At 64.1% G+C, this 13,520-nt stretch carries 10 protein-coding genes; 6 read left to right on the forward strand and 4 right to left on the reverse strand.

Annotated features, from left to right (window positions below):
* Positions 1–280 precede the first annotated feature (280 nt).
* Positions 281–1,441: a TIR domain-containing protein gene (locus tag ACWFRB_RS08770; protein ID WP_452640329.1), complete on the forward strand. Its 1,161-nt coding sequence runs from the start codon at positions 281–283 to the stop codon at positions 1,439–1,441.
* On the opposite strand, the gene ACWFRB_RS08775 is transcribed toward ACWFRB_RS08770, so the two are convergent.
* Together ACWFRB_RS08775 and ACWFRB_RS08780 are read right to left on the reverse strand one after the other, a co-directional pair.
* Positions 1,438–2,301 carry a tyrosine-type recombinase/integrase gene (locus ACWFRB_RS08775; RefSeq protein WP_452640330.1) on the reverse strand — a complete coding sequence of 288 codons (864 nt, stop codon included), beginning with the start codon at positions 2,299–2,301 and terminating at the stop codon, positions 1,438–1,440. The two genes, ACWFRB_RS08770 and ACWFRB_RS08775, sit on opposite strands and share 4 nt — an antisense overlap.
* A gap of 192 nt (positions 2,302–2,493) precedes the next feature.
* Positions 2,494–3,198 (reverse strand): TolB family protein, encoded by a 705-nt coding sequence (locus ACWFRB_RS08780; protein ID WP_452640332.1) that lies wholly within the window; start codon positions 3,196–3,198, stop codon positions 2,494–2,496.
* Positions 3,199–4,167: 969 nt separating this feature from the next.
* Between ACWFRB_RS08780 and ACWFRB_RS08785 the strand changes: the two genes are divergently transcribed.
* Both ACWFRB_RS08785 and ACWFRB_RS08790 read left to right on the forward strand, forming a co-directional pair.
* Positions 4,168–4,851, forward strand: coding sequence for an SMI1/KNR4 family protein (locus ACWFRB_RS08785; RefSeq protein ID WP_452640334.1), 684 nt, complete (start codon positions 4,168–4,170; stop codon positions 4,849–4,851).
* A 378-nt stretch (positions 4,852–5,229) separates the two neighbouring features.
* Positions 5,230–6,198: an SMI1/KNR4 family protein gene (locus tag ACWFRB_RS08790; RefSeq protein WP_452640336.1), complete on the forward strand. Its 969-nt coding sequence runs from the start codon at positions 5,230–5,232 to the stop codon at positions 6,196–6,198.
* A gap of 423 nt (positions 6,199–6,621) precedes the next feature.
* On the opposite strand, the gene ACWFRB_RS08795 is transcribed toward ACWFRB_RS08790, so the two are convergent.
* Positions 6,622–8,448 carry a hypothetical protein gene (locus ACWFRB_RS08795; RefSeq protein ID WP_452640338.1) on the reverse strand — a complete coding sequence of 609 codons (1,827 nt, stop codon included), beginning with the start codon at positions 8,446–8,448 and terminating at the stop codon, positions 6,622–6,624.
* Positions 8,449–8,822: 374 nt separating this feature from the next.
* Entirely contained in the window at positions 8,823–9,794 is a 972-nt protein-coding gene (locus ACWFRB_RS08800; RefSeq protein ID WP_452640406.1) for an RCC1 domain-containing protein, read from the reverse strand.
* Positions 9,795–10,254: 460 nt separating this feature from the next.
* Here ACWFRB_RS08800 and ACWFRB_RS08805 point away from each other — a divergent pair, with 460 nt between their 5' ends.
* The 3 genes from ACWFRB_RS08805 (at position 10,255) to ACWFRB_RS08815 (ending at position 12,728) form a co-directional block, all read left to right on the forward strand.
* A complete protein-coding gene (locus tag ACWFRB_RS08805) occupies positions 10,255–10,416 on the forward strand; it encodes a hypothetical protein (protein ID WP_452640340.1) in 162 nt (53 codons plus the stop codon).
* A gap of 742 nt (positions 10,417–11,158) precedes the next feature.
* Complete coding sequence (locus ACWFRB_RS08810; protein WP_452640342.1) at positions 11,159–12,259, forward strand: GIY-YIG nuclease family protein; 1,101 nt, start codon at positions 11,159–11,161, stop codon at positions 12,257–12,259.
* A 160-nt stretch (positions 12,260–12,419) separates the two neighbouring features.
* The gene (locus ACWFRB_RS08815; RefSeq protein ID WP_452640343.1) at positions 12,420–12,728 is read left to right on the forward strand and encodes a hypothetical protein; all 309 of its coding nucleotides are present in this window, start codon (positions 12,420–12,422) and stop codon (positions 12,726–12,728) included.
* Positions 12,729–13,520 lie beyond the last annotated feature (792 nt).

Genomic DNA, 13,520 nt, shown 5'->3' on the forward strand with positions numbered 1-13,520 from the left:
TGTGATCAGGAGCCCTCGCAAAGTGTGATTACCGAGTGGTCAACCTATCCAATCCGCATGCAGCCCAAAACGACCCGCCATAGGTGAACACCCCTCAGATGAAAGCCCCGGCCAGATCGTTTCTGGTCGGGGCTTTCGTAGTTCTCGGGTTGCCTGTACCTCCGTGGTACCTCAGACAGATCAACCACGGTGACGGAATCACATAGATGTCATTCCGTCGTGGGATACTGACGACCAACGCGGTAACCGGTGGAGAAGTTGTCAGGCACAAGGAGAAGACGTGGGCGAGACCGGGGCTGAGCGACCCAGCGACTACAAGTACGACCTAGCCGTTTCCTTCGCTGGCGAACAGCGCACGTTCGTGGAGGCGGTTGTGCGTGGGGTCAATGTGCCCGAAGGGCGTGTGTTCTACGACGCGGACTTCCAAGCCGAGTTGTGGGGCGAGGAACTCACCGAGGTCTTCACGGACATCTACTCCAAAAGCACTCGGTATGTTGTCATGTTCATCTCAAAGGAGTACGCCGACAAGGAGTGGACACGCCTTGAACGCCGAGCCGCTTTGGCCAAGCGCCTGAGCACTCAGGGCGCGTACATTCTGCCGGTACTGCTGGACACCACCCAACTTGACGAAGTCGCCGGGCTCCTCAAGAGCATCGGCTACTTGGACGGGCTCATGCTTGGCGCGCCTGGTGTCATCGATTGCCTCAACAAGAAGCTTGAGAAGGCCTGGGACGCCGAGCGAGTGGCCTACGATCGCACGCCTGCATCCGAGGATGAAGGCGGCGATGACGAACTACCGGTTTTCGGCACGGTTGTTGATGATCAAGAGGGCCTGACCAAGCTCATACAGGAGCGCCCCCACTCGTGGCAGTGGGCGGCTTTCGCATCCGTGATGGTTCAGCGGCGCAACGCACTTAAGGCTGCGATTCGCGACCTTGAGCTTGGCTACGCACAGCCCAACAGCATACGAATTTCGACCGCTACCGAACTAAGAGACTTCGTTGGCAATGCGATGAACGATGTCGAGCAGCTAGGGACTCAGGTCTCCAATCTTGTTCTGACCGACGCATTCAAGGCAGCCTTCGGCGAACCGAATGACCTATCCGATGACCCAGAAGCGCTCGTTCATGCAGCTAACAGGCTCATGGATCTATACGAGCGGTTCATCGAGCTCGCTCAGCGCGCGCAGGGTGCTTCCGCGAAGTCCGCGTACATGAACGTTCTCAATACCTGTGCAAGATTCTCGGACAGCCCGCGACAGGGGCTTGACGAGCTAATTGACAACTACGTCACAACGGTCCACGAGCTGCCGAAACGTCTTGTCGAAGCCCGTGGCGAGAACGTCATAGTCCCACTTGAGCTAAAACTTCACATGGACAACGACCTGCTTGAGCAGGCAATTCGTCAACTGCGGGAAGTCTTCGAGGACGAGGAATCCTAACTACGCCCGCGAAACGGCACCACGTTGTCGGCCTGCCGGGGCGGTGTGGCTGGCTGCCCCATCGCCCCGAGCGCGGCCATCGCGTCGGCGTGGTCGTCCTCGAAGAGGTGCGCGTAGACCGACAGCGTGGTGGTGACCTTGGCGTGCCCCATGAACCGGGCCAGCTCCAACGGCGGGATTCCCGCCGCCACGCAGAGCGAGGCGTAGGTGTGCCGGAGCGCGTGGAACTTGAGTCCGGGCGGGAGCTTTGCGGTGCCCTGCTCGGCGGCAATCAGGTTCGCCCGCAACGCCGCTGGCCGATAGATGGCCTTGTAGAACGTCTGATGCCGGAGTGGCGCGTCCCAGTCCAGGGTCAGCCGTGCCTCGGCCTCGCCCACGGCCAGTGCAGCCAAGGCGTCTTCGGCCTTGGGCACGATCCGCCGCCCGTGGGCGTCGTTAGCCCGTAGGCCAGTGGGCTTCTGCGCGACCAAGCACATCGCCGGGAACAGCGGTGCCGACGGGTCGTCGCTGCGGGGATGCCGCGCCAGGTAGTCCCGCAGCAGCTCCACCGTCGCGGGGGTGAGCCGGACTCGTCGCCGGCTCCCCCGCGTCTTCGGGGTGTCGTACACCAGCGCGCCATCCACCGTGATGATGGTCCGCTCCACCCGCAGCGTGCCGGGCTTGGGCCGGGCGTTGGGGTTGAGCGTCCGCGCGGGTAGTTCTACGTCGCCCACCTGTAGCCCGGCCAGCTCTGCAGCACGCAGGCCCGCCCACGCCGCCACATGCACATGCACATGCACATGCACGTTGTACGGCCAGGGCGTCACAGCCAAGAGCGCGGAAACCTGTTCCGCCGTGAGGAACTGGTCGGGATCGTCCACCACCCCCGGCGCTCCCCCATTGGTGCTGTGCTCGCTGGGAAGCTTCACGTAGTCGGCGGGGTTCTCGGTCAGCCGGGACCGCAGACGCGATCAACCCGATTGCCGTGGTCGTCTCGCTCGTCGGCGTGTACGGGTGCGTTGAGGTCGAGTTCGGTGTCCTGGCCGCCCGGCGTCGTGCGCGTTCGCGCGATATCACTGTCCCCCGCCGACACTCGGACCCTGCGCTGTGATCGAACGAGGCGTCAACCGCTTCTGGTCGGACCCGTCGAGATTCATCGAGGCCAGCTCCGCACGGGTCGAGGTCGAACTGTCGGTCACCAGCTCCCCCGACTGCGTCGTCGCCCTGGTGTACAGAATGCGTGAGCCGTCGGGGGTGAACTCCGGATGAACCGCATACGTGTCGGTCAACGGCGTGATCACTCCCCCACCGGCAGGCATGGAGTAGATCTCGGAGCCGTTGTTGCCGCCGCGGTTGCTCGAGAAGACCAGAGTGGAGCCGTCTGGCGAGTACTCGGGGTCCGCGTTCCAGAACTGGTCGCGCAGAAGCACCTTCGATTCTCCACCCGCCGTAGGCACCTCGACAATGTATCCGCTGGCGGTGAAGACCACCCGCGACCCGTCCGGCGAGAACGTCGCCACGGATCCGGACTCCTCCGGAGCGATAACGTGCACATCGGAACCGTCGGGGTTCATGATGCTGATACTGCCGTCGCTCTTCGAGAACGCGATAGAGGACCCGTCCGGCGAGAAGACGGGCTGATAGCCGCCCTCATGAACAGTCCTCACTTCACCCGATTCGAGATCCACGACCTCGATGAACCGACCTCCGCGGGTATAGGCCAACAGCGCGCCGTCCGGTGACAGCGCGGCGTAGTTGCCGTATCGACCATCGGACATGTCGTCAGCCACTGTCGGAGTGACCTGTCGCAATCCGCTTCCGTCGACGTTCGCGACGAAGACCTGACCCCACCCATCGTCGAAGGACACGATCACCGGCGATGGAGGTGCGTCGTTCGCACACCCCGCGAGGACGGATGCGGCGGCGAGAATGGGCAACAACCGGGAGCGACGCATCACGTGATCATCGCAGTAGTCGAACGTACGGGCGGGAAACCTGCACCAGATGGCGCCCTTTTCGTCCAGGAGTATCTCCGAGTAGCGAGCCTGAAATGGTCCTGCTCCATGCCGGAGGGCAGCAATAAGACGAGCAGCGGGCTTTCCTGTCCCGTTTGCTCACCTGTCGATGTGTAGACGTTGCGCCCACGTTCTTCACATTTCTGCAGCCAGCGCTCTCTACCCACCTGGACCGCTAGTGTTCGGCACACGACGGTTCGCCAGGTCGCGAAATGGCTCTGTGCTGCGACGCTTCTCATGGTCGGGGCGTCTGGATGTGGGGCTCATTCCCCTCCTTCCGAAGCTCATTCCCCTCCTTCCGAACCAGCTCCGGATCAGGTCAGGATCGGCACTGCGTACGAGTACCGGATGTACACGCATTGCGGCGCGGAGGAGGCACTGTTCGCCGGTCAATACTGGGAAGCCGTCAGGGCCGATCCCCACCACGAAGGTTCTCCCTTCGGGTGGGCCGACCCCTACCAGAAGGGCACCATGAAGCGCGTGTCGGAGACCTCCGCCGCATTCGAGGCCAGAGGGCACGAGAAGCGCTACCAACTGCGCCCAGGAGCCACATCGTTCCTTCAGATCTGCGTCTGAGCAGCTCCGGATCGGGCGAGTGCGATCCGGAAGTGGCTGACCCGTTCGAAGAACAGCCCGGTTTGCTATTTGACCAGTCAGCTAGCCAGTTGCCTTAGCCAACTGAGATATCTGTGTGTTGCCAACCCCGGGATCAGAACGCCGACCATGCGGCTGATGCGGGCCGACAAGGGAGCGTCGCCCCGCACCAGTTCTCCTGGCGCTATGAGTGTTTCGCCGAACTTCGGGACATCCGCCAGTACCTTCAGGGCCATGAGTGTCGAAGCGAACTGGGCCCGGATCATCAGATGGTGCGAGCAGAACGCCCCCCCGACTCCAACGAGGTTGCTTCCGCCGGCCTACTTGCGAGCCGTGCGCGCGGCCGAGTCGGCGATGGGCCAGACCTGGCCTGAGCAGCTGCACCGGTGGTTCGCGTTGCACGACGGCGGCTACCGCGACTACCCGGTCCCGCTGGTTCTTCCCAGCAACGAGCCGCTTTCTGTTGCCGATGCCGTCGAGACCCACGACCGGCTGACCCGGCTGTGGGCGGACTACGCCGATGATCTCGGCGGTGTCGAGCCTCTGATGGCGGAAGCGGCGGGAAGTGAGATCGAGACCTACCTGCCTGCCTTCATCCCGATCGGCGACACTGGCCGCGGAGACTATCTCGCGGTCGACACCCGTGGCGGAGACCGCAGTGGCTGCGTCGTCGAGTTCTTCAACGAAGGGGGTGCCACCTTCCGGTGGGACTCGATCGAGGCCATGCTCGACTGCACTGCTTCGGCGCTCGAGCAAGGAACGGACTGTGCGGGTTGGGTCGCCGTTGTCGAGGATGGTGTGCTCCGCTGGGACTTTCCCTGACAGCGTGGAGACGAAACGGCCGCGGTCTTGCCCCAGCTGGCCGGGAATGGGCTTCGTCATTGCGGGGTTAGCCCGCGTGGGCAGCTCACGCGCCCCGGACGGCAAATGAGCAGGTCCACCCCGCAAGGCATTTCGCTCATCAACCAAAGCTAAACCGACCACCCACCGCATTCCAGAACCTGCACACTGCCGAACCGAGCACCGGCATCGGCTGATCACGGCGGTAGCGGCGTCAGCTCAAACCAAGGTGCCCGCGTATTGGAGTCTCGCTGAACCAATCGAGGCGACTGCTCGACGACCGGGCACGAAAATCCGGAACACGAGCAACGCCTCCGCGGTCCGAACGAGCACCGCGGCGGCATCGGTAGGCTGCCGAGGATGACGGTCACGCAGGAGTGGACAGCCTTGATCACGCTTCTGCGCGACGTCGCACCGGCGACCGCCAAGTCGTTCCGCCTCCCGCTGCCGGCCACCGAGGTTACAGCCGCCGCGGCGTCCATCGCGGCCGACTGGCCCAGCCAGCTTCGCGAGTTCCTTTCCCTGCACGACGGCCAGCACCAGGAAGTGGACGGTTCCACCATGCTCGGTGGACTGCTTCCGATGCAGGATCTCCTCGGAGTGAACGAGATCGTCGCGGCCTATCGAATGTTGATCGAGATCTGGGAACAGATCGCCGACGAGAACGCAGACGTCTACGACGGTGGATACGCAGGTGTCATCGACGAGTACCGCGAAGCGGGCACGGTCACCGGCACTTTCCTGCCGTCCTACATTCCGATCTCCGGTCTCGACTCGTACTACTACTTCGTCGACACCCGCCCCGGGCCGCACCACGGATGTGTCCGCGCCTACGACAAATACGAGGCGGATGCCGGCGGCCCGATCTGGGCGTCCCTCACCGAGATGCTCGCGGCGATCCGCGGCGCGGTCTCCGCAGGCACATGCATAGACTGGTGGCCGCCGACGATCACGAGTGGAGCCCTCACATGGGCCGTGGACGACGATGACGATGCAGACCGTGAGCCCGCCCCACCACCGCTCGTGGTGTCCACCGGCTACGACGTCCCGACGGTCTCGCTCGCCGATATTCCAGAAGGCGCGGTCGGCGTGGACCGCAATGCTGTGCAACGGGCGGTCCTTGCCGCAGCCGCCGCCACCTACGGCGCCTACCAGGTGTCCGGCGGCTACCCCGTGCTGCAGTTCGTGCCGCGGGCACCCGGATTCAACATCGGCTGCAGCGTCGCCGTCGCTGGCAACCACGTGTTCTACGTGGCCACGGTCACCGACGTCGACGACGAGTTCATCGTCACCGAGGTGCCCCCGGAGGGCGTTCACTTCACGCGCTGACCGGCCCCGAAGGAGTGCACCCTGTCGGCCAGGCCCGGCGCCCTATCTAAAGGAGGCCGTCACCAGGTCACCGTGGAAGGTGCATCCGACCGGCGGATGCGCATCGGATCCCGTGGGTTATAGCAGTGAACTCCGCGACGCGTGCTACTACTGGCTGGAGCCAGTGCGCCGCGGCACCGACTCCAATAGCCCAACGGACCTCAACGCAGCCTCGACCTCTCCAGCTGTAGATGTTTGCTCCGCTCGAATGCCCAGAGCGCGAGCACTATCGATGTTCTGCGCCTTGTCGTCGACGAAGAAGACCTCTGCAGCTGACGCGTTCAACTGGCCAGCCAGGAAGAATCGCTCACATCAGCTTTCGACACCCGCAGATGATCAAATGCCGGTCTGACAGCGCATCGGATACCGCTGGAGAAATTCTGGTCAGCGGATCTGCTTGACCTCCGACGGCACCAGATCTTCCGGGGTCATCGGTGTCTCGTCGCCGGCGGTGATCGCACGCGGCGCGAGTCCGGTGTCAGTGATGAAGCGCATCAGCCGGGTGAGCGAGTCCTTCACCTCACGCAGCATGGCCAGTCGCGGCGACTTGTGGTCGTCGAATGCCTCGTGCCTGTTGATCTGGACAGCGACGTTCGTCTCCGCATCGGCGAGCTGATACCAGAGGTTGTGGTCGAACGGCAGGTCCAGCAGCTTGCGGGCATGCTCGACCGTCACTCCGAGCACGAGCCTCTTGAGGTCAAGCGCCGGACGCTGCTCCTCGCCTCCTCCGGCGGCCGCACCGGCGGCGAGCGCCCCACCTGCGCCAGCTAGCCCTCCGAGCATCGCCAGTCCGCCGACCATCCCGCCGGGACCGAACCCGGCGAGACCGCCCACGATCGCCGCTGCGCCGGCGGCACCGGCCGGCGCCGCTGCGATCAACCCGACCGGACCCGCTGCCAACAAGGCGATCCCGGCGGCTGCCCCCAGCACCCGACCCCATGGCACGCCGCCTCGACGGTCGAGGGCCTTTTGAACGTCTTCGATTGCACGGATGACCTTCTCGCCTACATCGGTGCTGAATCCGAGGGTGACGGCGATCTCCGGGATCGCCCGCATCGGCGCTCGCTCGACGTCGATCTCGTACGGGTCGACTGCGTTGGTCAGCGCGAGAACGACCAGTTCGCCGACGGCCTCGTGCAGTTCCCACCGGTGGGGAACCGGCGGCAGGTCCCCGTCGACCAGTTGATGCAACTCTGCGGCCATCGGCTGCTGACCGACGGTGGCAAGGTTCTCGATCTCGGAGACCACCTGATCCTGGCGCAGCCGAAGCGCGCCGGCATACCGTGCGGCCGTTTCCTGACTCTTGATGTGCCGGGCCACGGCATGTCCGTAGTGGAGCAGGAGCAGGATCGACGCCTGCGCATCGGTCAGCCGCACCGCGATTCCCGGCCTGGCCAGCACAACGCTCTTATTCGGCTGGACGATCTGGGCGACAAGGCCGGCCACCGCGGGGTTTCCCAGATACGCGCTCGCCCCGTGCTCGAGGAGTCCGATGCCGACGGCGAAGTCCTGGGCGGCTGGAAAGGTCGCGGCCAGGCCGCGGCCGCCGGTCACCACGTCGCCGGGGTTGAAGACGTTGGACCAGTCGTCCACCCGGGCGTAGGGGAACTTCTTCAACAGGCGCTCGCTGCCCTCGTGGAGGGAGGGTGCGGCCGCGGGGCTGCCGATCGTGATGAACCGACGTACATGGACATGTTCGGGGAGGTGGTCGAGCAGGTCGATCGCGATGACGCTGCCGAGGCTGTGCCCGATCAAGACGATCTCGTCGCCGAAGTCCTGGTCCAGGATGTGGCGCAGGACTGCTCCGCGAAGTGGTTCGTTGCGCACGTACCGCCGCACCTGGGTGAGGTCGTAGGCAGAGATGCGCTCGACGGCGAAGCCCTGCAATGCATTCAACGGCGCCTCGGGCACGAGATGCGCACCCATTCCCGACGGCACCGACCCCAATCCCAGGTTTCGCTGGATGCGAGCCTGACGACGGGCGAACTCGAATCGCGCCGCAGCGTCGTCCTTGACGCGGTAGGTCACCGGCGGCATCTTCGCCCCGATCCCCTCGGTAGAGAGGATCGAGCTGTAGCGGGGAACGAGGGTGTCCGCGCGGTCGATTGGGTCACGGCCGGCCTGCGCCAGCCCACGATTGAGTCCTTCCAGCCACCCGGCACGCGGATCACCGTCTCCGATGCCGTGCAGGAAGACAACCTTGACCGCCACCATCCACCCCTTTGTCCACCAGTCGTCGCGACCAGCAAGAAACTACTGCATGCCTGCGACATCGAAGGGTGGCTCGCCGCGTGTGTCTCGGCTGTGACTTGCCCAATATTGGAGGGCCAGTAACACCCGATATGACATCTCCCCTGGTGGCGGCAGACCGGATGCTGGTCGTGGGTGCCCGGGTGGGGCCCACGTTCCTCCGCGTTCAACCGGCCGATCATCTAACGGCTTGCACAGGGGAAACCCCACCCCGGTGAGCCGACGGTACGCGCTACGGGTGGCGCACCGCACCCGGATTTCCGGGCCGACCTCGCGCACGCGAGTGCCGTGCGCGACGTCGCCGGGTCAGCGCGACCCAGGTCAGGGTGACAAGGCTACGAGCCAAAGATGCTGCTTCCGTTGTCGGCTGTACCGGAGTCGGGCTCGGCTCGCGAGATGGCCAACGAATGCCATTCACCGGCTGCAATGGCGGCGTACTTCATTCCGGCGGGAAGGGCCGGCACACCGGTTTGCCCCTCGTAGTTGTTGCCGAATCCGACCACCTGGCCGTCGGTCCGCAAAGCCAGGGAGTGACGGTCGCTGACCGCGATCTCGGTGTACTTCACCCTGGCGGGAAGAGCCGGCACATCGATCTGGTAGTCGTCATTGTTGCCGAATCCGACCACCTGGCCGTCGGACCGCAACGCCAGAGAGTGCCGACCTCCGGCCGCGACCGCGGTGTACTTCACCCCCGGGGGAAGAGCCGGCACTTCGATCTGTCCGTCGAAGTTGTAGCCGAAGCCAACCACCTGACCATCGGACCGCAATGCCAGGGAATGCAAACTGCCTGCCGCGATCGCGGTGTACGTGACCCCCTCAGGCAGCGACTGGACGTCGGTCTGCCCGCGGAAGTTGTAGCCGAAGGCGACCACCTGACCGTCGGAGCGCAGCGCCAGGTTGTGGAAGTGCCCCGTGGAGATCGCGGTATACGTCAGACCCGCGGGCAAGGCGGGGACATCCGTTTGCCCCTCGGAGTTGTCTCCGAAGGAGACCAACTGGCCGTCGGAGCGTAGGGCGAGGGAATGAATGGCCCCGGCGGAGACCGCGGTGTAGCTAACCCCCTCGGGAAGCGGCGAGACTGTGGTCTGCCCGTTCCTGTTGTCGCCGCCGAAAGCGACCATCTGCCCGTCGGAACGCAGGGCCAGAGAATGTGCAAGGCCTGCCGAGATCGCGGTGTACGTGACCCCCTCAGGCAGCGGCGGAACGGTAGTCTGCCCGTTCCTGTTGTCGCCGAAGGCGACAATGGTTCCGCCGGGGGCGACAGGCGCGCCTTCCGGGGCTGCGGCGGCGGGACCCGCCACACCCATCAGCACGGCACATGCTGCGGGGATGATGGCCAGTCGGCGCAATCGAGTGGCCCGACGCCTCGCGGTGGCGTGCAAACGCATGATGTTCTCGGTCCTGTCCTGTTGTGGTTGGTGGAACGCATGGCCGGTCTGATGGCGTAGCTCTCGTTGCCGCCTTGGCGATTTCGACCCATTGCTGGTCGTGCTGGCGGCTCTGCAGTTCAACCGGAGAACTATCGCACCTCCCCGCCCGCGTCATTCGAACCGACGACATACGAAACCTGCCGCGGGCCGGCTGCGGTGAGGGTTCGGCACCAGGGCGACCTCCTTCCGCGGCGACGCGGCGTGTCTCCTCGGGGCCAGCAGCCGGTGGGGATGCGCAGTTCGGACATCACCGCGACGCTGTCGTTCGTCATCCGCAACTTCCACCCCCACCTGTGGGTGCCGGGGTCGCGGACAGCGACCCATTTCGGGGCGGATAGTGCTCCGCACCGATGCGACCGGCGCGTACACCGTCGCGGACGCGCTAAATGAGCTCGCCGAGTTCGATCGGTCCGCGTGGCCGTGGCTCGCCAACGAAGGCGCGATTCTCTACGGTTGGTATCTTCGCGCCCGCCATTCCGAGCTTGTCCGCGACCACTGAATTCAGGACCAAAGCGCTCGACCACAACAGCAACTGGAACTCATCCAGATTTGTGTGATCCGGAGCCCTCCTTAAGTGTGATTACCGACCGGTCAACCTATCCAAACCGTGTGCAGCCCGGCGAAAACCGCCATTGGTGAACACCCCTCCATCCATCCATCCACCTCTCCATCTCTCTCCTCTCCACGCATCCACGCGCCGCGCAGGGGTGTTCACCCATGAAGTCCGTTTGGGTTGGCCAATGCGGTACGGCGGGTCAGACGGCCACGCTGATGTCGCTCTCTTCTTATCCGTGAGACGGCCATGCGGGATCAAGCAATGCGTGAGTACGCCGACGCCCGCGCATACCGCGAGGCGCGACGCGAATGCCGCCCACCACGAACTGAACAAGCCAGACCGAAAAGCTCGAGCGGGTTCCTAATCGACACTGCGAACGATTTCCTCACGCTGAGTTCGGCTCGCCCAGGGACTTTCTTGGTCGGTCGGCGGTCATGGCAATCCTGCCGACCGCGTGTGACTTCAACCTTCGCCGGACCGATCACACCCCACACCGTGTGTGAACCCGTGGGCCGACTCCACCAGCCCATCGAGCGCCTTCTGAAGCTTGTGACGGGCAGCGAAGCATTGGTCCACCGGCGGTGACACCCCCATTCGCCGGGAACCACCAGGAACTACAGGCCCCGCCTCGTCTGCCCATCAGATAGCGCGAAGGCATGTCAGTTGCCCGGCATATCCTCTGCCCATGCCACCGACGCCCAACACACTCATCGCTGACTGGCAACCCGCCCCTGGCGTCGCGCTCTGGGCGAAAAATCGCGGCTACGGCGAGCCCAACGCGATGACAGACGAAAACTTGCGCACCCTGGCACGAGCACACGGCGGTCATCCCGTTGGTCTGTACATCTGGGAGGGAGCGAATCACGAAATCTACATTGGTATCTCCGAGGATTCAGTCACCAAGCGTCTGCGCACCCACCTGAAGAACTACGACTTTGCCAACATCCAGAGTTTTCGGTTCCTCGAGCACCGTGGCAGCAAGTCAGAGCTGCGCGACATCGAGCGCCGGTTCATCTGGGAGGCAATCTGGGCGGACCTCACAGTCTTCAATAGCGAGCACGCTTCGTCGATCTTCGGGGATTCGGAGTTCGACGAGACCATCCCGGTTGACGGTCAGCTCGCCTGGTTCAACGATCCGGCCACGACCAACCTCAGGGCTGATCACACGTTCCACGATGTCGACAAGCGAGAACACGCGCGGTCGATGAAGCAGTACCCCAAGTTCTCGCGCAGGATGGACGCGGATCAGATCGTCGACGCCATCTCGCTATACCTCCGTGCCTGCACGCCGTACCCATTCCAGACGCAGGTCGGCTACTGGGGTGTTTCGTGCCTCCCCGGCAGCCACATCGGACCTGGTTACAAACGCCTCTCCACCGTGAACATGGGTGTCCTCGAGATGCTGTGGATCACCCACACGCCGTCTGGCGAAACCATAGTCAGGATGGGTACCGACTACCAGTTCCTCCCGCCCGGCGACACAGCGGCTGAACTACGCAAGATCGATGTCGAGATGGCCGGCATCGTCCACCCCAAGGGCGGCGCCAACGAGGAGGTCCTCATGTTCCCCTCGATCGAGACGTTTGTTCACGCTCTGCAGCATTCGTCGCCGATCCGCATCGCCGCCGCACGATTCGCACTGGATCGGATGCGCATGGGCAAGCTGACGCGGCACCGGGACGCGCACAACTACCTCCTTGCCGAAGAAGCGCTCCGCCGCATCGACAAGTGGGATATCCCCAGCGAGCCACTGGACGCACTAACCGACATGGCGCGTCCCTTGTGACACAAGGAGCATCGGTGAATCCATTTCGTCGGCATGATCGGCGCCACGGGCCCTCGTGTGGAGATGCGAGTGCGTTCGTGAGAGTCGTGATCGGACGCGGCGATCCGCGCGAAGCTTGCCGAGCCGGGATACCGAGGATCATGCGCAAAGGAGCCGGGCGGTGACCGATAGTCAGGAGCCCACCACGCGGGACGTCGTCGCGACCCACATCACCAAGGCTGATCGTGGTGCCACCCGATATCTGGTGGCGGAGGTGTTTCCCGGCGTGTACGTGTGCGACGACTTCGGCGGGTCGGTGCACTCGTGGCTGTCGGCGGCGAACCTGTTCGAGCCGCTGCCCGAGGTCGACCCCGAGCGCACCTTCCCGATCGACGACATGTCCTGGGAAATGGCCGTCGACACCGACAACTCGATGCGCCACTTCGACGCCTGGGTCGCCCAGGCCGAGAAGAACATCCGCCGCGACTAGCTGAAGCGTCGCAGCCTCCTGCTCGCGCCGCACCCTCGCCATCACCGACACTAGGAGGGTGACGGTCGAGTCTGCGGCAACCGGCCAAACGCCGGCCGGCTCACCCGATGCACCGCATAACCGAACACCGGACACGAAAGGCCCGCATCCCGATCCATATCTGCGCGGCGACCACCCGGCCCAGAGCAGTGTCATAGCGTTTTCACTAAGTGCTGCAACCTTCGCTGTACTGCCCCGAACTCTTCTGCAAACGGTTTACGCAGGTAGAACACCACGGAGGGGACTCCGCCGGACTCCCGAATTCACCTCCGGCCGACTTCCCAAGCTGAATATGCGGGTTCGATTTCCGTCATCGATTCCAAGTCGTTCCCTTCCTCCATCCATCCATCCATCCATGCTGGCTCCAGGGTCCTCGGGTCTCCCCCTGGTGCCGCTTTCAACCACAGTCATTTCTGTCGCCCCCCCCCCAAAAAAAAATTGTTAGTTACCCTCGGGGTTTCGCCGCGTGTAAGAAGGTTCGAGGCGATCGATATCGTCGGGTTCGAGCGTCAGGCCGAGCTACGTGAGCGAATCGTCGAGATGCTCGAGCTTGGTCACCCGACGATCGGTGCCGTGACCAGGCCCCGCTGGCGAACCCAGGCCAAGCCGACCTGCGCCCGCGACACTTCGTGACGTTCGGCATGGTAGAACGCCTTCGCGTCCGCGAATGGCAGCGTCCACGCACGATTGCCGCGCCCGGGATCCCCGCAGCTCATGCAACCCAGTATCAGCTCCGAAACCTGCAGCCCACTG

The organism is Rhodococcus sp. NPDC055112, assembly GCF_053607505.1.

What these genes read in the sequence shown, in the direction of transcription:
- ACWFRB_RS08790 (WP_452640336.1), top strand. Translation starts at nt 5,230, where the DNA reads ATGACGGTCACGCAGGAGTGGACAGCCTTGATCACGCTTCTGCGCGAC.
- ACWFRB_RS08800 (WP_452640406.1), bottom strand. Translation starts at nt 9,794, where the DNA reads ATGGGTGTGGCGGGTCCCGCCGCCGCAGCCCCGGAAGGCGCGCCTGTC.
- ACWFRB_RS08785 (WP_452640334.1), top strand. Translation starts at nt 4,168, where the DNA reads ATGCGGGCCGACAAGGGAGCGTCGCCCCGCACCAGTTCTCCTGGCGCT.
- ACWFRB_RS08780 (WP_452640332.1), bottom strand. Translation starts at nt 3,198, where the DNA reads ATGTCCGATGGTCGATACGGCAACTACGCCGCGCTGTCACCGGACGGC.
- ACWFRB_RS08810 (WP_452640342.1), top strand. Translation starts at nt 11,159, where the DNA reads ATGCCACCGACGCCCAACACACTCATCGCTGACTGGCAACCCGCCCCT.